This window comes from Chloroflexota bacterium (genome assembly GCA_035652535.1).
Classification (GTDB): Bacteria; Chloroflexota; UBA6077; order UBA6077; family SHYK01; genus DASRDP01.
In genome coordinates this window covers 1-20,427 of the sequence record DASRDP010000110.1, presented here as the reverse complement: position 1 = coordinate 20,427, position 20,427 = coordinate 1, and the positions used below count along the sequence as shown (strand labels likewise).

19 protein-coding genes, 1 tRNA gene and 1 pseudogene are annotated in these 20,427 nt (G+C 66.4%); 12 read left to right on the top strand and 9 right to left on the bottom strand.

The features are described from left to right. Positions 1–7: 7 nt before the first annotated feature. Together purD and guaA are read right to left on the bottom strand one after the other, a co-directional pair. Positions 8–1,951: a phosphoribosylamine--glycine ligase gene (gene purD, locus VFC51_13560; protein HZT08050.1), complete on the bottom strand. Its 1,944-nt coding sequence runs from the start codon at positions 1,949–1,951 to the stop codon at positions 8–10. A 3-nt stretch (positions 1,952–1,954) separates the two neighbouring features. Further along, the gene (gene guaA, locus VFC51_13555) at positions 1,955–3,496 is read right to left on the bottom strand and encodes a glutamine-hydrolyzing GMP synthase (protein ID HZT08049.1); all 1,542 of its coding nucleotides are present in this window, start codon (positions 3,494–3,496) and stop codon (positions 1,955–1,957) included. 125 nt (positions 3,497–3,621) lie between these two features. Here guaA and rsmI point away from each other — a divergent pair, with 125 nt between their 5' ends. Beyond that, complete coding sequence (rsmI, locus tag VFC51_13550) at positions 3,622–4,329, top strand: 16S rRNA (cytidine(1402)-2'-O)-methyltransferase (protein ID HZT08048.1); 708 nt, start codon at positions 3,622–3,624, stop codon at positions 4,327–4,329. Continuing rightward, positions 4,326–5,090: a class I SAM-dependent methyltransferase gene (locus VFC51_13545; GenBank protein HZT08047.1), complete on the top strand. Its 765-nt coding sequence runs from the start codon at positions 4,326–4,328 to the stop codon at positions 5,088–5,090. The genes rsmI and VFC51_13545 overlap by 4 nt, the downstream gene beginning before the upstream one ends. 96 nt (positions 5,091–5,186) lie before the next feature. Here VFC51_13545 and VFC51_13540 read toward each other — a convergent pair whose 3' ends face one another. Further along, positions 5,187–6,323, bottom strand: coding sequence for a glycosyltransferase family 4 protein (locus VFC51_13540; protein ID HZT08046.1), 1,137 nt, complete (start codon positions 6,321–6,323; stop codon positions 5,187–5,189). Between the two features lie 181 nt (positions 6,324–6,504). Between VFC51_13540 and VFC51_13535 the strand changes: the two genes are divergently transcribed. The 4 genes from VFC51_13535 to VFC51_13520 all read left to right on the top strand — a co-directional run bounded on the left by VFC51_13535 (position 6,505) and on the right by VFC51_13520 (position 11,599). Next, positions 6,505–9,651 carry a hypothetical protein gene (locus VFC51_13535; protein HZT08045.1) on the top strand — a complete coding sequence of 1,049 codons (3,147 nt, stop codon included), beginning with the start codon at positions 6,505–6,507 and terminating at the stop codon, positions 9,649–9,651. 12 nt (positions 9,652–9,663) lie between these two features. Next, on the top strand, positions 9,664–9,891 hold the full coding sequence (locus tag VFC51_13530; GenBank protein ID HZT08044.1) for a sulfurtransferase TusA family protein: 228 nt from the start codon (positions 9,664–9,666) through the stop codon (positions 9,889–9,891). Between the two features lie 69 nt (positions 9,892–9,960). Continuing rightward, on the top strand, positions 9,961–10,884 hold the full coding sequence (gene nadC, locus VFC51_13525; protein ID HZT08043.1) for a carboxylating nicotinate-nucleotide diphosphorylase: 924 nt from the start codon (positions 9,961–9,963) through the stop codon (positions 10,882–10,884). 1 nt (position 10,885) lies between these two features. Beyond that, complete coding sequence (locus VFC51_13520; protein HZT08042.1) at positions 10,886–11,599, top strand: histidine phosphatase family protein; 714 nt, start codon at positions 10,886–10,888, stop codon at positions 11,597–11,599. 30 nt (positions 11,600–11,629) lie between these two features. Here the strand turns inward: VFC51_13520 and VFC51_13515 are convergent, their stop codons facing one another. The 5 genes from VFC51_13515 to VFC51_13495 all read right to left on the bottom strand — a co-directional run bounded on the left by VFC51_13515 (position 11,630) and on the right by VFC51_13495 (position 15,210). Continuing rightward, positions 11,630–12,307, bottom strand: coding sequence for a dienelactone hydrolase family protein (locus VFC51_13515; GenBank protein HZT08041.1), 678 nt, complete (start codon positions 12,305–12,307; stop codon positions 11,630–11,632). Between the two features lie 75 nt (positions 12,308–12,382). Beyond that, complete coding sequence (locus VFC51_13510; protein HZT08040.1) at positions 12,383–12,685, bottom strand: acylphosphatase; 303 nt, start codon at positions 12,683–12,685, stop codon at positions 12,383–12,385. Positions 12,686–12,688: 3 nt separating this feature from the next. After that, on the bottom strand, positions 12,689–13,603 hold the full coding sequence (locus VFC51_13505) for a M28 family peptidase (GenBank protein HZT08039.1): 915 nt from the start codon (positions 13,601–13,603) through the stop codon (positions 12,689–12,691). Continuing rightward, positions 13,600–14,460 (bottom strand): bifunctional 5,10-methylenetetrahydrofolate dehydrogenase/5,10-methenyltetrahydrofolate cyclohydrolase, encoded by an 861-nt coding sequence (locus tag VFC51_13500; GenBank protein HZT08038.1) that lies wholly within the window; start codon positions 14,458–14,460, stop codon positions 13,600–13,602. Before VFC51_13500 ends, VFC51_13505 begins: the two co-directional genes overlap by 4 nt. A 117-nt stretch (positions 14,461–14,577) precedes the next feature. Beyond that, a complete protein-coding gene (locus tag VFC51_13495) occupies positions 14,578–15,210 on the bottom strand; it encodes a cyclodeaminase/cyclohydrolase family protein (GenBank protein ID HZT08037.1) in 633 nt (210 codons plus the stop codon). 77 nt (positions 15,211–15,287) lie between these two features. On the opposite strand from VFC51_13495, the gene murI reads away from it, so the two are divergent. Next, positions 15,288–16,097: a glutamate racemase gene (gene murI, locus VFC51_13490; GenBank protein ID HZT08036.1), complete on the top strand. Its 810-nt coding sequence runs from the start codon at positions 15,288–15,290 to the stop codon at positions 16,095–16,097. Positions 16,098–16,322: 225 nt separating this feature from the next. Here murI and VFC51_13485 read toward each other — a convergent pair whose 3' ends face one another. Further along, positions 16,323–17,117, bottom strand: a complete 795-nt coding sequence (locus VFC51_13485; protein ID HZT08035.1) for an enoyl-ACP reductase — start codon at positions 17,115–17,117, stop codon at positions 16,323–16,325. Positions 17,118–17,259: 142 nt separating this feature from the next. Here VFC51_13485 and VFC51_13480 point away from each other — a divergent pair. The 5 genes and pseudogenes from VFC51_13480 to VFC51_13460 form a co-directional block, all read left to right on the top strand. Continuing rightward, positions 17,260–17,345 (top strand) — tRNA-Leu (locus VFC51_13480). A gap of 50 nt (positions 17,346–17,395) precedes the next feature. Then, positions 17,396–17,578, top strand: coding sequence for a DNA-binding protein (locus tag VFC51_13475; GenBank protein HZT08034.1), 183 nt, complete (start codon positions 17,396–17,398; stop codon positions 17,576–17,578). 33 nt (positions 17,579–17,611) lie between these two features. Further along, positions 17,612–17,911, top strand: a pseudogene (locus VFC51_13470) (HAD hydrolase-like protein). Between the two features lie 179 nt (positions 17,912–18,090). Continuing rightward, complete coding sequence (locus tag VFC51_13465) at positions 18,091–19,845, top strand: ABC transporter substrate-binding protein (GenBank protein HZT08033.1); 1,755 nt, start codon at positions 18,091–18,093, stop codon at positions 19,843–19,845. A 78-nt stretch (positions 19,846–19,923) separates the two neighbouring features. Further along, a partial coding sequence (locus VFC51_13460) for an isocitrate lyase/PEP mutase family protein (GenBank protein ID HZT08032.1) occupies positions 19,924–20,427 on the top strand: 504 nt, incomplete at its 3' end.

Genomic DNA, 20,427 nt, shown 5'->3' with positions numbered 1-20,427 from the left:
TCCTTGTTCACGCCAGGTCGCCTCCACTCTGGTCACGACGAAACGTTCGGTATCGCGCGCCGATCTCATCGTGGGCGAGACTCAGGATTGACGCGGCAAGGTAGCCCGCGTTGCGCGCCCCGGCGTTCCCGGTGGCGACGGTGGCCACGGGCACCCCGCCGGGCATCTGCACGATGGACAAGAGCGAATCGAGTCCACCGAGGCTGCTGCCGGGAATCGGCACGCCGATCACGGGCAACGTCGTCTGCGCCGCGAGGACTCCGGGAAGGTGCGCCGCGCCGCCGGCTCCCGCGATGATCACCTCGATCCCCCGCTCCCGCGCGGTCCGGGCAAACTCGCGGACTCGCTCGGGCGTCCGGTGGGCTGACATCACGTGAACTTCGTGCGGTATACCCAGTGCGTCCAGGACCTTCGCCGTCTCTTCCATGATCGGCCTGTCGGACTCGCTTCCCATGAGCACAGAAACGAGGGGCATAACATCGCGCTCCAACATGGCTGATTTGTGTTCTCGTGGCTCGGCCGTCGTCGAAGTCTCGCGGGGCGCCGTCACGGGGTCGATGCGCGTCGGCGCCGCAGATTGAGCAGCCATGGCGTCCGCTTCGCGCGTCAGCGGGCGCGGCGCGTCGCGCGGTTCCGGCTCCTGCGCCGCGATGTCGCGCCGATACTGCATGCCATCGAAATGGATCCGGTCCACGTTCGCGTACGCCCGCGTGCGCGCCTCGGCGACCGACGCGCCGCGCGCGACCACGGTGAGGACGCGCCCCCCGTCAGTGAAGAATCCGATATCCGCGTCCGTCGTACGGCGCACACCGCGCCGCAGCCAACCCCGGTTGGGCTCGGGCGTCTTCAGCACACGGGTTGCGCCGTGAAACGCGAACACGCCCTCGTCAATGTCGTCGAGGCCCTCAATCTTGCTGCCGGTCTGAGGCGCGTGCGGGTAGCCGGGTGACGCCAACACGACGCCGCACGTCGCGCCCTCGACCCAGTCAACGGCCGCCCCGCCAAGCTGGCCGTCGATGCACGCGTCCATCAGCTCGGCCAGGTCGGATTTCAGAAGGGGAAGGACGAGCTGCGCCTCCGGATCGCCCCACCGGCCGTTGAACTCGAGCACTTTGGGCCCGTCGGTCGTCATCATGAGTCCCGCGTACAGCACACCGACGTACGGAGTGCCTTCCGCCGCCATCGCCTGGACCGTGGGAGCGAGGATCGTATCGTTCACGGACCGCAGCACGTCAGCAGTGGCGTAGCTCGGCGGCGCATAGCCGCCCATTCCACCGGTGTTCGGCCCTCGATCGCCATCCTCCAGGCGCTTGTAGTCGCGAGCCCCGATGAGCGGCACCACGGTTCGACCGTCAGCGAGCCCGAATACCGACAGCTCCACTCCCTCGAGAAACTCTTCCACGACCAGGCGCTTTCCGGCCTCGCCCAGGGTGGCATTGACCATGAAATCGCGGATCGTGGCCTCTGCCTCATCGGGTGTGTGACATACGACGGCCCCCTTGCCGCCGGCAAGGCCATCCGCTTTCAAGACGACCGGGATGCCGAACTCTCGGACGTAGCTCCTCGCCTCATCGGGATCGCCGGCGAGGCTCCATCGCGCCGTCGGGATGTGGTTTCGGTCCATGAGCTGCTTCGCCCAGATTTTGCTCGCCTCGATCTGCGCGGCCGCGCGATTCGGTCCAAAGATCCGCTGGTGCGCTTGCTGGAATACGTCGACGATGCCCGCGGCAAGGGGGGCTTCAGGGCCCACGATGGTGAGATCGATCTGGTACTCCCGCGCCATGTTGAGAAGTCCGCCGATGTCGTCCGCGCGCACGGGCTCGGTGTGCGCGAGAAAAGAGATGCCGGCGTTGCCGGGGGCCGCGTAGACGGCGGTCACCTGCGGACAGAAGCGAAGCTTCCAGACCAGCGCATGCTCGCGGGCTCCTCCCCCAACCACGAGCACTCGCACGACCTACTCCCACTCGATGGTCGAGGGCGGCTTCGACGAAATGTCGTACACGACGCGATTGACTCCGGGCACTTCGTTCACGATGCGGGACGACATGCGTGCCAGCAGGTCGTACGGCAGTCGTGCCCAGTCTGCCGTCATCGCGTCTTCGCTCGTGACGGCCCGAATTGCGAGGAGGTTCGCATAGGTGCGGCCGTCTCCCATGACGCCGACGGTGCGGACCGGCGTCAGCACGGCGAACGCCTGCCAAACATCGTCGTAGAGGCCGGCCGCGCGCAGCTCCTGGATCACGATCGCGTCGGCCCGTCGCAGTGTGTCGAGGCGCTCGTGAGTAATCTCGCCGATGATGCGCACGGCCAAGCCAGGCCCCGGGAACGGCTGGCGAAGAAGAATCTCGTTCGGCAGGCCCATTGCGCGTCCAACGTCGCGAACTTCATCCTTGAACAGATCGCGCAACGGCTCGACCAGGGTGAAGGGGATCTGTTCCGGAAGTCCGCCCACGTTATGGTGCGTCTTGATCTTCGCCGCGAACGGGTTGTCCCGCGTGGCGCTCTCGATCACGTCCGGATAGAGGGTCCCCTGGACGAGGAACTTCGGGCTCCCAATGCGTTCCGATTCTCGTGCGAACGTCTCGATGAACTGCGCGCCAATCCGCCGTCGCTTCTCCTCCGGGTCCTCGATCCCGGCGAGCTGCATGGCGAATTCCCGCGACGCGTCGACGGCGCGCACGTTGAGGTCGAGGGCCTGGAACGCGCGCATAACTTCGTCGGCCTCGCCGAGTCGGAGCAGGCCCGTGTCGACGAATACGCAGGTCAATCGATCGCCGATCGCCCGATCGACGAGGGCAGCGGCAACCGCTGAGTCGACGCCGCCCGACAGGGCGCAGATGGCGGACTCGCTGCCGATCCGCTCTGCAGCCGCGGCGATCCGCTGGTCGACGTATCGCTCGGGTGTCCACGAGCCGGTGCAGCCGCAAATCCGATAGAGGAAGTTCGCCAAGATCTGCGCGCCGTGCGCCGTGTGCGCCACCTCCGGGTGGAACTGCAGCCCCACGTTGCCGCGCGAATCGGCGATAGCCGCGCACGCGCAATTCCCGCTGGTGGCGATCGTCGTGTAGCCGGGCGGCGGATCCTCGACCTGATCGCCATGGCTCATCCAGGCGCTGAATGAGTCCGGCACATCGAGGAAGAGCACGTGGCGCGGCGCGCTGGTCTCGATGCGCGTGTGGCCGTATTCCCGTCGGTTCGCCGGTTGCACGCGGCCTCCGAGGTTATGAGCGAGGAGCTGCATGCCGTAGCAGATTGCGAGAATTGGAACCGGCGCGTCGACGAGCCAGGCGGGCCCCTGTGGCGCCCCTTCGTCGTAGACGCTGGCTGGACCGCCGGACAGCACGATGCCCTTGAGTCCGTCGGTGAAGAGCCCATCCCGCGCCACATCGTGGGGGAGGATCTCGCAGTAAACGTGCGCTTCGCGGATCCGGCGAGCGATGAGCTGGGTGTACTGGGACCCGAAGTCCAGGACCGCGATGTGTTCGTGAGGTCGAATTCCTGACGTGACCGAATCAACCGAGGTCTGCGGCGCCAGGTTCGTCCTCCATCACGTGATCGCAGCCGGAGCCTGTTCCGTGCATATTATATGGCTGGCGATGGCGACGGAGGGCGAGGAACGCGTTGGGGGTCCTCTACGTGGTGGCAACCCCGATTGGAAACCTCGAAGACATGACATTGCGGGGGCTTCGTGTGCTGCGCGACGTCTCCCTCATCGCCGCGGAAGACACGCGCACCGCCCGGGTGCTGCTTCGCCACTATGAGATCAGCACGCCCGCGACCAGCTTTCACGACTACACCGGCGCGGGAAAGATCGAGCGCATCATCGAGCGCATCGTCAATGGTGAGGATGTGGCGGTGATCTCCGAGGCCGGGATGCCCGGAGTCTCGGACCCGGGGTATCGACTCATCCACGAGGCGCTCGCGGCTGGGTGCGAGGTTACGTGCGTGCCGGGCCCCTCCGCCGCCCTCGTGGCGCTCGTGCTTTCCGACCTCCCATCGCATGCCTTTCGCTTCGTTGGGTTCCTCCCGCGCCGGCTGGGCGAGCGGCGCCGCAAGCTCGAAGAGCTGGCGTGCGACAAGGAGACCGTGATCTTTTACGAGTCTCCCCACCGCCTGGTCGCCACGCTGCGGGATGCCGTGCTCGCATTCGGGGAAGAACGGCGGGCGGCCGTGTGCCGCGAGCTGACCAAGCGCTTTGAGCAGGTGATCCGGGCGCCGCTTGCCGAAGCGCTTGCCCATTTCGAGGCTCATGCTCCGAAGGGGGAATTCACCGTGGTCATCGCGGGCTCGGGAGCACGCACTGCGCGCAACGGTGAGGAGCCAGGGTGAGAGACGAGGCCGCGGTTAACTGGTATGAGGAGGGCGGGATCTACGGCCCCGACTACCTCGCCATCGTTGCAGACGAGGCAGGCAGAGGCGCCGGCGAGGCCGATCGAGCGTATCGCCTCCTCGGTCTCATGGGAGGCGAGCGGGTTCTGGACGTCGCGTGCGGCTATGGGCGCCACGCCACCAGTTTGGCGGCTCGGGGAGTCCACGTCGTGGGGCTTGACTTGAATGCATATTTCCTTGGCCTCGCGGTCCAGCGGGCGGCCGACACCGGCGCTTCAGCAGCCTTCGTGCGGGCGGATATGCGGTTGCTGCCATTTGCCCAGGCCTTCGATGCGGCGGTGTGCCTCGGCGGTTCGTTCGGCCAGTTTGCGACCGAAGACGAGGATCTCGCTCTCCTTCGGGAGACGGCGGGAGCCCTCAAACCGGGTGGCAAGTTCTTGCTGGACGTCGCCAACCGCGACGGAATCCTGTCGCGGTTCGTCGGTAAGGACTGGGATCGCCAGGAGGATGGAACCGTCGTGCTGCACGAGCGCCGATGGGACGCGCTCAGCGGACGGCTTCAGGGTCGGGACATCGTGGTTGGGCCCGACGGTCGGAGCAGAGAGTACCAGCACTCCATGCGGCTCTATGGCGCCCCGGAGATCCAGAGCCTGCTGGCGCGCGCAGGATTCGAAGTCCTGGCCCTCTATGGCAGCCTGGCCGGAACGGCGGTGGGGTGGGATAGCCCTCGCGTCAACGTCGTTGCTCGTCGCCCGCGATAAAAGCGCGTGTTGGGCCATAGCCCGGTATACGGAAGCGCACCCATCGAACGACGCGGACCTCGTTCGGGCGTACGGCGCACCCTGTGGAGGGCATCGTCACAGCTTGGGGATCAGAATCGGACGTTCGGTCGAATAGTCGGCCGGGCGCGCGAACTCCACCGCACGCGCCGTCTGCCACTCCCCGATGAGAGACCGGTACACGGCGAGGTAGGCCTCAGCCATCACCCGGTGAGAGAAGCGGGTCTCGGCTGCCACGCGACAGGCGCGACGATCGATCGTGTCGATGCGCTCGCACGCGCGGATCATCTCGTCGACCGTCCAGCACATAAATCCGGTCCGACCCTCCTCGATCAGCTCTGGCACGGAACCGAGGGGTCGAGCGATCACGGGGGTCCCACATGCCAGCGCCTCCACCATGGCCAGGCCGAAGGGCTCGGGCCAATCGATGGGAAAGAGCAAGGCCCGCGCGTCTTTCAGTAAGTCGCGCTTCGCGGCATCGTCCACCTCGCCGACGAATTCGATCAGAGGGTTTGCGAGTCGCGGCCTGATCTCGTCGCAAAAATAAGCCCAGTCCTGCTTCACCCACGGATTGTCTACGTGCTCCAGCGGCATCCGTGCCGCGATTTTGAGCGGCAGTCCCGCGCCGATGGCGGCGTCGATGGCCATCGCCACCCCCTTTTCAGGGGAGATGCGCCCCAGGAACACGAGATAGCCGCCATCGCCGCGGCCAAACGGGGCCGATTCGACCAACGTCCCGTTGTAGACCGTCGCCACCCAGTTGGCGGCGGGTAGGGGGCGCCGTTGGCTGCTGCTAATGGAGACGAGGTTGACATCTCGGAACTCGTCCGTGAGCAGCCGGAGCTCGGGAAGGTCCAAACGGCCGTGCATCGTGTGCACCATTGGAGCCTTGCTCATCCGCGCGAACGGGAAGGCAAGACAATCGAGATGAGAATGGATGATGTCGAATTGGTCCGACTCGCGAATGACGCGCGCAAGCTCCGCCAGGTGGAAGAGCAAATCAGAGGTGGGCTTTTCTGACTTCCAAAGTGCTCGATCGACTACTGGCACGAGGTTTGCGTCGACAGTGGAATCACCAGACGCATAGACTGTTACTTCGTGACCAAGAGCGGTAAGTTCGTTCGAAAGCGCGGCAATTACGCGCTCTGTTCCACCATATTTGGCTGGCGGAACGCTTTCTACAACAGGCGCAATTTGAGCAATCCGCACCGGCATCGACCTCCGGAATGAGAACCTGGTCATTCTACCTGTCCGACAATTCGGCGCGTCAAGGCTTGGTTTCGGAATGTGTGAAATTTTCATGACGCTGTAACGGACGTTGCCGGGCAGGGGACAGCGTGGGATACAATGCGGGGACGCGTTGCACGGCGCGGGCTACCGGAGTACAGGGAACCGATTGTTTCGCCTCAGGACCATAGCCGCGCTCTTTCTTTCCGTTACTCTTTTTCTCCCCCCTTCGCCCGTTCAGGTGCTTTCTGACGCCGTCGCCGCGGATCTCGTCCCGCTTCCCGCGGTTCGGGATTCCGACGACCGCTGGGGCATAGACCACGTCGACGGATCGGCGGTCTCGCAGCAGCTCGCCCTCAACGCGGGAGCACATTGGAACCGCTGGGAGTTTCGCTGGGCCGATATCGAGACCACGCGCGGCCGGTTCGACTGGTCCACGACAGACGCGATGATCACGGCCAGCAACAACAGCGGACTGCGCGTCCAGGGAATCCTTATCAGCATGCCTGATTGGGCGACCGATTCGCGGACCCACCTCCCGACCGGGCTCAACCTCCCCTGGAACGATCCCGGTAACCTTTGGGCCCGCTTCGTCCGGGAAACGGCGACGCGCTATGGGGGCCGCATCCGATACTGGGAGATCTGGAACGAAGAGGACGACCCGAACACCTTTTGGGCGGGGAGCACGGCTGACTATTACCAGATGCTCAAAGTGAGCTACCTGGCGATTCGATCCGTCGATCGCACCGCCCAGGTGGCGATGGGAGGGCTCGCCTACTGGCCCAATCCCAACTTTCTGGACGACATCCTTCGGCTGATGGTAGCCGACCCGACCGCGAAGGCGAACAACTTCTACTTCGATATTCTCGCCTGGCATACGTACAGCCGCCCGTCGGACATCTACGAGCGGGTGACCCAGAGCAGGCAGAAGCTCGCTTCAACCATCGGCGTCAAGCCCATCTGGGTGAACGAGACAAACGTGCCCGCGTGGGACGAGTCACCGATGAACAATTTCCGTCCCTATCCCTGGTCCGCGTCGGTCACCGAGCAGGCGTCGTACGTGATCCAAGCCGCTGCGTACTCCATCGCGGCGGGCGTCGACCGGTTCCTCGTGTATCGGTTTCAGGACACCGAATGGCCCGAGGCCTATGGCCTCGTACGGGACGTCGGGACGATCAGGCCCGAGTACATCGCCTACCAGGTGGCCACGCGCGCCTTCTCGAAAGCGACTTCCGGCGTGATCGCTCGACAGGGCGACACCGAGCAGATCGTGATGCAGAAGCCGGGCCAGCGCGTGATCGTTGCCTGGAATCGGAGCGCCACGAGCCGGACCGCTCTGCTGGGTGCCGCGGCCACCTCGGCCACCGCCGTGGACCAGACGGGAGCGACGCAGCAGCTCCACACCACGGCTGGGCAATATCAGGTCGACCTGGCCGGCGCCACGGATAACAACGGGACCGACGCAACGGATTACATCGTCGGCGGGGCGCCCATCATCATCACGGAGACCGTACCCGATGGACAACAGACCATCGAGGAGTTCAGCCCGCTCATCGGGTACGCCGGGGCATGGGATACCGTGACAACCAGCGGCCCGAGTGGCGGCGTGGCGCGGCGGACTGCGAGCGCTGGGCTTGGCGCCGCGATCGAATTCGACGGTCCGTCCGTTACGTGGGTGACGTCGAAGGGTCCAGATCGGGGTATCGCGCGCGTGGATGTGGACGGCGTGACACAAGGCACCATCGACCTGTACAGCGCAACACCCCTCTGGAACGTGCCGCTCACTTTCGGCGACTTCCCGCCGGGCCGGCATCGCCTGGTGATCACCGTTCTCGGACAGCACGCGGCCGCTTCGACCGGCTCATTCGTGGATGTGGACCAGTTCGTCGCTGAGGCGCTGGCCGCGACGCTGCCGCCGCCCACACCGACCCCGAGCCCGACGCCGAGCCCAACGATAACGCCGACGGCGACCCCGACGACCGCTCCCACCATCGGGCCGACTTCCACTCCCACGGCTCCGACACCCGTCCGCGCACAGGCGGCTTCGTATGTGGGAGTCGACGCGCCATCGGGCCACGTTGCGCTTCCCATCCTGATGCGCAACTGGTACGGTTGGACGACCCTTGTGTCCGTAGCCAACACCTCGGAGAGCTCCAGTTCCGCCACCTTGCGGTTCCTCGACGATGCCGGCCGAACGTCTGGCCGATATTCCCTGTCGCTGCCGCCGCATGGCTCGCAAATCGTCGATCCCGGCGCCGTGCCGGGGCTTGTGGACGGATATGCGGGCGCGGGCGTGATCGATAGCGCGCAGCCCATCGTCGCTTCGGTGACCGAAGTCTCGTCGGATGCCAACGCGCTGGCGTACAGCGGTGTAGCAGCCGGCTCCGAGCACGTCTTTATCCCGCTGCTCTTCAAGCGGTACAACGGGTGGGAGACGAGCGTGCAACTCCAGAATCTGCGTCCCGACCCGGTCAGCGTCGATTACACGTACCGCCAGTCAAATGGGGACGGCGGCCCGTGGACGGGGACCCTCATCATCGCAGGTCAGGCCTCGCTCACGCTGATCCAGTCGCTCGATCCGAACCTACCGGACGGATACGTAGGCTCCCTGCAAGTCGACGTGGCCCCTGGCGGCTCGATCGCGGCGCTCGTGAGCGAATCGCGCGATGGTGGGAACGGCGCGAGCTACGACGGCGCGCTCGGTGGCAGCGTCGTGCTGAGCGCGCCACTGTTGTTCAAGAACGCCAACGGCTGGGATACGGGGATTCAGGTGCAAAACGTCGGAGACACCACCGCGGACGTGCTGATTACGTACTTCGCGAGCGATGGGGGAGGTACGTGGGTAGACCGCGGCGCCGTGGAACCGGGCCAGTCTGCTACGTTCTATCAGCCAGCCAACGCCGACCTGCCCAATGGGTTCGTCGGCTCCGCGATTATCTCCTCCATCGGGGACCAACCCCTGGTTGCGATCGTAAATCAGGTCAATACAATGCGCGACGTGGCGATGACCTATCGCGCGTTTGGGGCTGGTGCCACCAGCGTGGCGGCGCCCAACCTGGCCCGGGATAGCGGCGGCTGGAACGCCGGCGTGCAGGTGCAGAACCTCGGGACCGGATCGAGCGACGTGACCCTCGATCTCCGAGCGCCAGACGGCACCAGCGCGGGCGCGGTCACGCAGACGATCGCGGCGGGAGCATCGGGGACGTTTTATCTCCCTGCACTCGACGCGCTGCCAGCGGGTTGGCAGGGCTGGGGTATGGTGACGTCCACGCCCCCGGAGCCGTTGGGCGTCATCGTGAACCTGACCCGCTACTGACCGCGCATGGATGTGGCCGCGACCGTCGACGCCCGCGGCACCGTGTGCCCCATTCCGATCATCCGGGCCGCGCAGCGAATTCAGCACATCGGGGTGGGAGAAATCCTCGAAGTGTTGGCCACCGATGAGGCGATCCTGTTCGATCTTCCGGCATGGTGTCGCGCCACTGGGCACGTTTATCTCGGGATCGAAACCAACCCGCCGGTCTACCGGGGCTTGGTGCGCCGGGCACATGCGTGAAGCGTCGCGCGGTTGATTTTTGCTCCCGCGGAGTATAATCCTCCATCCTGACGATGGAGTAATGCCTTCATGAGCCCATCGGGCACGGCCACCGCGCTCCTTCCTGAAACTCTCGACTTGCCGATCGCCGACGTGCGTCGCATCGTCGCGAATGCCCTGGCCGAGGACCTTGGCTCTGGCGACATTACGACCGACAACCTCGTGCCAGCGGCGACGAAGGCGCGCGCGGCCGTCGTCTATCGGTCCGGCGGCGTCGTCTGCGGCGCGCCCGTTCTCTCGGAGGTTTTCCGCGCGCTGGATTCGACGGTGGAGATCGATTGCCTCGTGTCCGAGGGAGCCCACGTCGAGCCGGGAACGACCGTCGCGTTGGTGCGCGGCTCCGCCCGAAGCATCCTCAAGGGCGAGCGCGTCGCCCTGAACTTCGTCCAGCGGATGGCCGCGATCGCGACCGCCACGGCGCGCTTCGTCAAGGCGATCGAGGGTTGCCCCGTCCACATCATCGATACGCGGAAGACGACGCCAGGCCTTCGCGTCCTCGAGCGCTACGCGGTCCGGGTCGGCGGGGGACGGAATCACCGGTACAACCTCTCCGACGGCGTCCTGGTGAAGGACAACCACCTGGTCGCACTGCGCAATCAAGGGATTGGGACCCTCGAGGCGCTGCGCATGCTGCGCGACCGCGTCCCCCACACGGTGCGCGTTCAGGTCGAGGTCGATCGCCTCGACCAGATTCCCGAGATCCTCGAGGCGCCGGTCGACGCAATCTTGTTCGACAATATGACGCCCGAGCAGGTGCGGGAGGGCGTTCGCATGATCGCCGGCAGGACGGTCACCGAGGTGTCTGGGGGCGTCAAGCTCGAAACCGTTCGCGCCTACGCGGAGGCGGGGCCGACCGTGATCTCGAGCGGGGCCCTGACTCATTCGACGCCGGCGCTCGACGTTGGGCTGGACTTCGAGATCGACGAGCCGATGCCCCGCGCGACGCGAGCCTGACGTGGCCGGGCCGGCGGCCACAGCGCCTGCCGCTCTGCGAATGGGCCGGTTCGGACCCAGCGCCCCGTCCCGCGTGATCTTCGTCCGGCACGGCAACGTCCACAACCCGCGGAACCTGATCTACGGGCGCCTCCCGCGCATGCGTCTCTCGTCGACGGGCCTGGACGACATCGAGCGCACAGCGTGCTACCTCGAGACCAAGGCCGTGGCCGCGATCTACACCAGCCCCTTGCTCCGGGCGCGCCAGTCGGCCGCGATCATCGCGGCGCATTGCCCTGGGGCGCCGGTCCGGCGCTGCGCATGGCTCGCCGAAGTCCATACGTCGTGGCAGGGCGAGTCAAACGCGGTGGTGCGGGAAATCAAGGGCTTCAGCTACTACGATCCCCTGAAGGGTGACAGCGACGAGACGATCGCCGACGTATTCGCCCGTATGAACCGTGCCCTTCGACTTGTCCTGCGCAGGCACCCGGGAGCCACGGTCGTTTGCATTAGCCATGGGGACCCGATCAAAATCCTGCGAGTCGGCTACTCTGGGAAGGCCTTGACGGCGGACCACGTGCGGGCGCCGGATCCTGGCCAGGCGTCTGTCGTCACGTTCGACTTCTGGCACCCGGACGCGCTCCCAGTCATCAGCGCGGTGGACCTTGGCCGCGCCGAGCAGCTGATGTCCGGCGCGGGCCTCGCCGCGACCGCCAACGAGTCCGCGGAGTCGTAGCGTATCCTCAACCGCGATCGTCGCGATTGCCTATGAAATGTTGGCTCGCAGGTGGCGAACCATTCGTTCCCATGCATCTTTCGCCGCGTCGGCGTTGTAGGCGTCGGGGCGGGTGTCGTTGACGAAGGCGTGCCCGGCGCCGGGGTAGACGACCATCTCCGCCGACTTTCCCGCCGCTTTGATTGCGCGCTCGACCTCACCCGACGGGCCCGGTCCCGACATGGGGTCCTGGTCTCCGACGAGCAACAGCACCGGTCCCTGGAGCTTCGAATAGTCGGGCTTCACGTTGGGATGAATGCCGTAGAAATCCACGACGGTTCCGACGTGCGGGCTCACGGTGCCGGCATAGAGAGCGAGTTGTCCACCCATACAGAATCCAATCGCGCCCACCTTCGCGCCCGTCGCGCCGTTCTGCCTCAGGGCCTCAGCAGCGCCGCGGAGGTCCCTCTCCGCGCGGTCGATGTCGAGCGCCATCATGAGCTTGCCGGCTTCGTCCGGCTCCCGAGTCAGCTGTCCATGATAGAGATCGGGCGCAAGCGCGACGAATCCTTCGTTCGCGAGACGGTCCGCGACGTTCTTGATGTGGTCGTTGAGCCCCCACCACTCTTGGACGACGATGACGCCCGGGCCCAACCCAGACGCCGGCTTGGCCAGGTAGCCGTCGGCGGTGCCGCCATTCGATGGAAATTGGATCATCTGTCCCGCCACGCGTGTGCCCTCCGATTCGTGCAGTGTGGAGCCGGGCCGGTGCCACCTGCCGGCCCCCGCCAATGATAGTCCGTGCTAGCGAATGATCTCGAACGCGTCGGCAACAGTTGCCGGCGCTCGCCACTCCACATCCGTCTCGGTGACGCGGGCGGAGGGCGGGCCGAGCCGCATCCATTCCACGATGCTTCTCACTGCCTCCGGCGCGCCTTGGAGCACGGCCTCCACAGAGCCGTCGGGACAGTTCCGCACCCACCCGCTAATGCCGTGGGCCTGTGCTTGCTGCTGTGTGTACCACCGAAAGTTGACCCCCTGTACACGACCACGGACGACGACGTGGGCCTCCAGAGGCGAGCGATCGGCATCGCGTTGTTGGGCCATCCGTCAGCCCGCCGCGCTCCGGATGAGCGCGATGGCTATGTCGCCCATGAGCCCCATGTAATCGGGCTGGACTCGTTCGATGACGTCGCGGGCGGTGTGATACGCGGGGTCGCTCTCCGCGTGGAAGAGGACCGCGGGAATATCGGCGTCGAGGAACGATTGATGATCGCTGAGCCCACGCAGCTCATCAGTGGCATCACGCGCGTCGTAGCCACGGTCGACCGCCATAGCGATCGCCGCATCTCGCCACGGATCCGATCCGGCGAACTGCGCTTCGTCCCCCACGGCCAACATATCGAGACTGATCGCCAGCGCGATCCGATGCCGGTCCCGGATCGATAGGCTGCGGACGTATGCGGCGCTGCCCTTGAGGCCGATCTCTTCGGCGCCGAAGGCCACGAACCGGACCGCGACGGACCCCGGCGGATCGCCGGACAGCGCCCGGGCCACCTCAACCATGGTCGAGGTGCCCGATCCATTGTCGTTCGCGCCCGGGCCCGCCGGAACCGAGTCGTAATGGGCGCCGACGACGACCAGCGGCGCGCCGGTATCCTCACTCCAGCTATGGGCCACGACGTTCTGGCTGGTGCCAGACCCGCCGCCGCTCGTGGTGTAGTCGAACGGGACCACGTCGGTGGCGTAGCCCATCTCGATGAACTGTTGCGCGAGGAACGCGGCCGCGCGGTGCTCCGCCTCGCTGCCGGCCGGGCGGCTGCCGATGTCGACCGCGAGGGTGCGATCCACATCGAGAGCTCGCTCTCCCAGCGTCCGCGTGTCCGCCGACGCGGCCAGTTGGTGGACCGGCGGAATTGCCACCGGCGCCCGGTTCTGGGCGTTGATCGGGGCAGTGGCGGCCGTCACGAGGACGAGGGCAGAGAGGATGAACCCAGTGTGGAGCTTCCCAGGTGTCAGCTTCATGGCTCGGCGACTCCGTGCGCCCGGCAGTACAGCGTGATGGCGTTGCGCAGCAGGATGGCCGTCGTCATGGGACCGGTCCCGCCCGGGACGGGCGTATACAGGCCGGCCCGGTCGGCAGCGGCCGGGTCGACGTCGCCCACCGCCTTCCCATCGACCACGCTTACCCCGAAGTCGATGACCGCCGAGCCTGGCCGGACCATCTCGGCGGCGATGAGCCGCGGCCGGCCGGCGGCGACGGCCAGAATCTCGGCCTCGGCGACGATGGAGCCCAGAGACTTCGTGCGCGTGTGACACACCGTCACGGTGGCGTCGTGCTGGAGGAGGAGGAGCGCCATGGGCCGGCCCACGGTCGGGCTGCGGCCAACGACGACCGCGCGGGCGCCCGAGATGGCAATGCCATGGCGGGTGAGGATCTCGAATCCCCCGAGTGGCGTCGCGGGAACGATCGCCGGGCGGCCCTGGGCGAGCAGTCCCGCGTTGATCGGATGGACGCCGTCGACGTCCTTCGCGGGGTCGAGAGCGTCGGCGAGGGCCGAAAAGCCAATGTGCGCCGGAACCGGCGTCTGGACCTGGATGGCGTCGATCGCCTGATCGCGGCTCAGCTCGGCGATACACGCCAGCGCCTCGCCCTGCGACGCGCTGGCGGCGAGCTGCCGCACCTCGACGCGCACGCCGGTGTCGGCGAAGCTGCGTTGCAGGCGGCGCGTGTAGAGGCTGGCGCCGGCATCGTCGCCGATCTGGACGATGGCCAGGGAGGGGGATCGCAGGCCCCGTGACGCGAGCCGTGACAGGAGGCTGCCGGCCTCCGACCGAACCTCACGCGCCAGGGCGTTGCCGTCGACGACGATCGCAGCCATCGACCGGAAATTATACGTGCGGTTGTTTGGAGGACCGACGGGCCGCATGAAGGGTGCTCAGGAACCGTTCACCCTTTCCTCAGCACGAACCGCTTGCTCGTATTTCTTCGCTCTATGCTAGCCGTCGGCCCGTCGATCGATCGCGGCCATCATGTCTGCCACGCGCGCGTCCATGTCGTCGGTGAGGCGAGCGACTCGGTCCCGGATACGCTCGACAAAGGACGAGTCGGAGATCGTCGCGAGATTGAGACGCGCCTGAGCGGCGGCGCCGTGGACGGCGGCCGCGGCGAGATGTCCGGCGACGACGACGTCGCCGAGGGCGTTGGCGTTCGTGATATCGGCGGCCCGGCGGGCGAGGTCGACGATCTCGCGGGCTGCTTCGGCGGTGTCGACCGGCACCTCGGTCGCCCGAATCATGCTACGTTCGATGGCCGCCGCCCTCCGCGCTCGTTCGTCTTCGGCCCCTCGCGGGAGCCGATAGGCATCGCGCACCGACTCATATGCGTCGACGTCCGCGTTGGCCAGCGCGAGGAGGCGCTGCTGGATCGCGCGCGCGCGATCCAGCAGCGATCGGACCTCGGGCTCCACGTCGGCATAGCGTGCATGGCCGACGGTTAGGTTGCAGACCATCGCCAGCATGGCGGCGGCCATCGCACCGGCCAGGGCGGCGAGGCTCCCGCCGCCCGGGGTCGGATCGGATGAGCCGAGGCGCTCCAAGAATTCGTCGATGGTCAGGCTGCTCAGATCCATCGGAGGGGATTCTATCGGCTGACGCCCGCGCGTTCTTCGCGTGGGTGCCCGGAGGGACCCCTATAATCGAGTTTGGAATGGGTGACGAGCGGACGATCGGCGTTTTCGACTCCGGCATGGGCGGCATCACGGTACTGCAGGCGATCCGCGCGCACGCGCCGGGGGAGCGTTGTATCTATCTTGCCGACAGCCAGCAGGCGCCCTACGGGACGAAGACACCGCGTGAGATCGAGCGCCGCTGCGACGAGATCGTCGAGTATCTGCTGGGGATGGATGCGAAGGCCATCGTCGTGGCCTGCAACACCGCGTCCGTCGTGGCCCTCGGCCATTTGCGCCAGCGCTTCGACGTTCCGTTCATCGGGCTGGACCCGGGCGTCAAGCCGGCCGCGGAGCAGACACGCACCGCCACCATTGGCGTGCTGGCGACGCCGACGACGGCAGTGAGCCGGCGCCTAGCTCGGCTGATTCAGGAGTTCGCCGTCGGGACGCGCGTGGTCACGCAGATGTGCCCCGATCTGGTGCCGCTCATTGAGCAGGGTGTCGTGGGTGGGGAGGAAATGGAGCGCCTGCTGGCAGGCTATCTGACGGAGATCCTTGCCGCCGGAGCAGACGTCGTCGTACTCGGGTGCACCCACTATGCGTTTGTGCGCCCCATCATTGAGCGCCTCTGTGGCCCCTCGGTCATGGTGCTGGATCCCGTCGGCGCCGTGGCCCGCCAGGTTGCGAGAGTGCTGCGCCTCGAGGGGATCGCGGCGAACGGGCAAGTTGGGAGCACGAGCTACTTCACGACGGGCGACCCCGCGACGTTCGCCCGCGTCTTCACGTCGCTCACCGGTCGCGAGCCGGGGCCGGTTCGCCACGTCGCCATCGGGGCCGCCGTCGGGTGATGCGTTTGTGACACGCGACGGCGTGTTCGATTTGGCTGGCCTCTCAATACCGTGATATATTCCCTACCGCGAAGGAGGTGATGCCCATGAGTGATCAACCTATGGGCATTACCTCGGAGGCGGTGCGCTAGCCGACCTTCGAGGTAATGTCCCAGGCCTGTGGATGAGGCCCTTTGGCTGTGCCAAAGGGCCTCAGGCTGTTTTTGGGGTCATCACCGGTCGGCCTCAGCCCGGCTCGCTCTCCGTCACACCGACGATGTTGAAGCCGGCGTCCACGAAGTGGACTTCTCCCGTCACACCGGCCGCCAGATCGGAGCACAGGTACACGGCGGCGTTGCCGATGTCCTCGGTGGTCACGTTGCGCTGCAGGGGCGCGATTCCTTTGAACTCCGCGTGCATGCGGGCGAACCCCGTGATGCCGCCGCGCGCAGCCAGGGTTCGGATCGGGCCGGCGGAGATGGCGTTCACCCGCAGACGCTTCTCGTCGCGGCCCAGGTCGTAGGCGAGGTAGCGGACGCTGGCCTCGAGGGCCGCCTTTGCGAGCCCCATGACGTTGTAGTGGGGGACCACGCGCTCGGACCCGAGATACGTCATGGTGAGTAGGGCGCCGCCTGGCCGCATCACCGGAAGGGCGAGGCGCGCGATCGCGGTGAAGGAGTACACGCTGACGTCCATGGCGACGTGAAACCCGTCGCGCGAAGTCAAGTAGTAGGGCGCGTCCGAGAGCTCCTCGCGTCGCGCGAAGGCGACCGAATGCACGATGGCATCGACGGCTCCGAGCTGCGCCTCGGCCTTTTCCATGACGGCTGCGATCTCATCGTCGCGCGTCACGTCGCACGGCTCGATGAACGTGGAGCCGAGGGACTCCGCGAGGGGGCGCGCCCAGCGCTCCATGGGCACGGCGTAGCTGAAGCCCAGCCGCGCGCCCTCCCGCGCGAAGGCTTGGGCGATCCCCCACGCGATGCTGTGATCGTTGGAGACGCCGAAGACGAGGGCCGTCTTGCCCGAGAGAAGTCCCACCGCTGCCTCCCTGTCATGCGCCCGAGTTTGGAGATCGAGCAGGCGATCGCCGTGCCGCGCAGGGGATTATCCATGTTCTTGGTGGCCGGAGGGGCGCAGCTATAATTTCGGGCACGCGTCGCGGGAGCAGACGGTGATACGGGCCGAAGTGGCGGAACGGCAGACGCGGCGGTCTCAAAAACCGTTGAGGGCAACCTCGTGGGGGTTCGAATCCCCCCTTCGGCACCACGTTTCAGGCACGAGATGACGAAGATGTCCTATTGCCACGGTGGACGATCATGCCGAGGCAGGCGGTCTATGCGCGTGCTCTCGAGATTCAGGCTCGATACCGCTATACCTCCTACGACTCGCTTATCGTTGGCGCGCCGCTATCCTCGGGATGCACGAGGCTGCTGAGCGAGGAGCTGCAGCACGGGCAGCGCATCGAGGGGCTGACGATCCACAACCCCTTCGTGGCGTAGGCGATTGGAGTCGGTCGCGCGATTCGCCGTTTCGGGGTGCCGCCCGATGCTCCCATCATCACGCGGGACCTGGTCCCGCACGCGAAGCCTGATCCCGATCTGTTCGTAGCCGCCGCCGATGTGCTCGGCTGCGCCATTCAGCAATCCATCGTGGTGGGCGACAGCATCTGGGATCTCCTCGCGGCGCGGCGGGCCGGCGCCCTCGGCGTCGGGCTCATGTCCGGAGGCTACGGCGAGGACGAGCTGCAGCGGGCGGGCGCGTACCGCGTCTACGCCGATCCGGCTGACCTCCTGCGTCACCTGGACGAAGTGGGGGTCCGAGCAGTGAGCTGAGCCGACGCGAACCACCGCCGCGGAACGTCCACTTCGCGACGCACGTACCTTCGCAACAGGGAGCGCGGCCAGAGGTACCGGAGTGCTGGACACGACGGAGCTTCCTACATACACTCGCCTCCTGGTGGAACCGATCTGCTTGAGCGCCGGGTCAAGTCAAGCCCAGACCGGAATTTGAGGTGCGCACCGTGGGCGGGCTCGCGTCGGCAAGTGGGGCCCAATGGTGGCCCGGCCTTGCGATGGCGCTTGCGGCCGCGCTCGCTATCACGTGCACGCCGTCGCCGTCGGGCGACTTCCGCGGCGCGCCGCGGCAGGAGGCGACGTCTCCGCGCCCAAAGGTGCTCACCATCGGCGTACTCAACTCGATCGCTGGCTATGGGCCGTGGAACTTCAACATCACTGGCGGCGGAGCGAACTCGGTAGCCGAAGTGCACACGATGGGCCTCGTGAGCATCGACACGGCCGGTGAGCTGGAGCCTCGGCTCGCCGCCAAGCTTCCATCGCTGGATGACGGCACGCTCGTCGTCGCGCCGGATGGTCGCATGGATACGACGTGGAAGATCCGACCCGGCGCCCGCTGGCAGGATGGCGCGCCAGTCACGGCGGACGACTTCGCCTTCAGCTTCCAGCTCCTGAGCGATCCTGACTTCCTGAGCGCGGCGTCGAAGGAGATCCTCCAGGCCGAATCCGTCGAAGCTCCCGACCCAGCGACGCTCGTCGTTCACTGGCGGACGCCCTTCAGTCGGGCCCTTGACATGGACTTTCGCCGCTTCTGGCCTTTTCCGAAACACCTCCTGGGCGAGCCATTTCAGGGCGACCGGCAGGCGTTCAAGGCGCTGCCCTACTTCAGCACGGAATACGTCAGCACCGGGCCGTTCCGCCTCGTCGACTTCGGCCTTGGTGAGCAGCAAGTGTACGAGCGCTTCGACGGCTACTTCCTTGGTCGCCCCAAGCTGGACACCGTCATCATCAAGACGATCGGAAACGCCAGCGTCCTCGCCGCGAACCTCCAGGCCGGGACGGTCGACATTGCCGCCGACAAGACCTTCTCCGACGACGTCGCTATGCAGCTTCGGGACACCTGGCAACAGAGTGGTGCGGGAACGGTCCTCTCACGCCAGAACAACGTCCTCTATGGCCTCTTCCAGTTCGATCCCCAGTTCGCAAGGCCCGTTGAGCTGAGCCAGGACGTTCGCCTGCGCCGGGGTCTGCTGTATGCGGTCGACCGCGACGCGATCCGCGAATCGATGTTGCCGGGATTCCCGAATACCAGCGGCGACTCGTTCATGCTCGTTCAGGACCCGCGGGCCAAGCTGGCGGGCCAGCCCTTCGCGCGCTATCCCTATGACCCAGCCCGTGCCGTGGAGTCGTTCGCGGCCGGCGGCTGGCGGCAGACGGGCGACGGGCGTCTCGTCGACCGCGAGGGCCGCCGCGTGGAGATCGAGGTGCGCGGGGCGCTGGACACCTGGTCGCGCGAGGTCTCCCTCGTCGCCGACGCCTGGCGCCGGATGGGGATCGATGCAAGCGAGACCGTTCCGGCGCGCGCCGCTCGCGACAATGAGTATGTCTCGGTCTTTCCTGGCATCGTGATTCGGGCGCGGGGCGCCGGTGAGACGTTCCTCGACGCGTTCGACGGTCGGGCCCAGGCCACCGCGGAGAATCGATGGGCTGGCGGCAACAACGGGCACTACGCGAACCAGGCCCTTGACTCGATCCTTGACGCGATCGCAGCGACTCTCGACGAGCAGCGGCAGGGTCAGCTCCTGCGCGAGGCGGGGGAGATCATGGCGGAAGATCTTCCCATGATGCCCCTTTACTACCGCACAACCTTTGCGGCCGTGCGCAAAGGCGTGCGGGCATTGACCGATGACTTCTCGGCGGGGGGCGAGGTCGGGGGCATGGCGCGAAACGCCCACCTCTGGGACCTCGATTGACCGGCGACCCACCAGACGCTCCTGGTACGCGGCTTTGCATATCCCAAACAATGCGCAACACAAACCGAGGAGGAATTCGTGACAACTGCGAAGGAGAAGCGGCAGGCCCTGCGCCGGATGCTCAACGAACCCGGCGGCCACGTGGCGCCAGGCACCCATGACGTCATCAGCGCATTGCTGGTCGAGCGATTCGGGTTCGACCTCGTGCACATCTCGGGCGCCGGGTCCCACCGGGCGGCCGGCTTCCCCGACATGGGCCTGCTGACCCTCACTGAGCAGGTTGCGCGAGCTACCCTCATCGCCGACGCGGTGACCCTGCCGGTCATTGCGGACTGCGAGACCGGGCACGGTAACGTCGTCAACACCGTGCGCGCCGTGCGCGAGTTCGAGCGCTCGGGCGTATCGGGCATCCACATCGAGGACCAGATGACGCCGAAAGACCCAGGCGAGGGAGCGGCGTTCATCTCCGCCCAGGAGTTTGCCGGAAAGATCAAAGCCGCCGTGGATACCCGCGTCGATCCGGACTTCGTGATCATCGCGCGCATGGATGCGCGGAACGAGCCATACGAGAAGCGCTTGGAG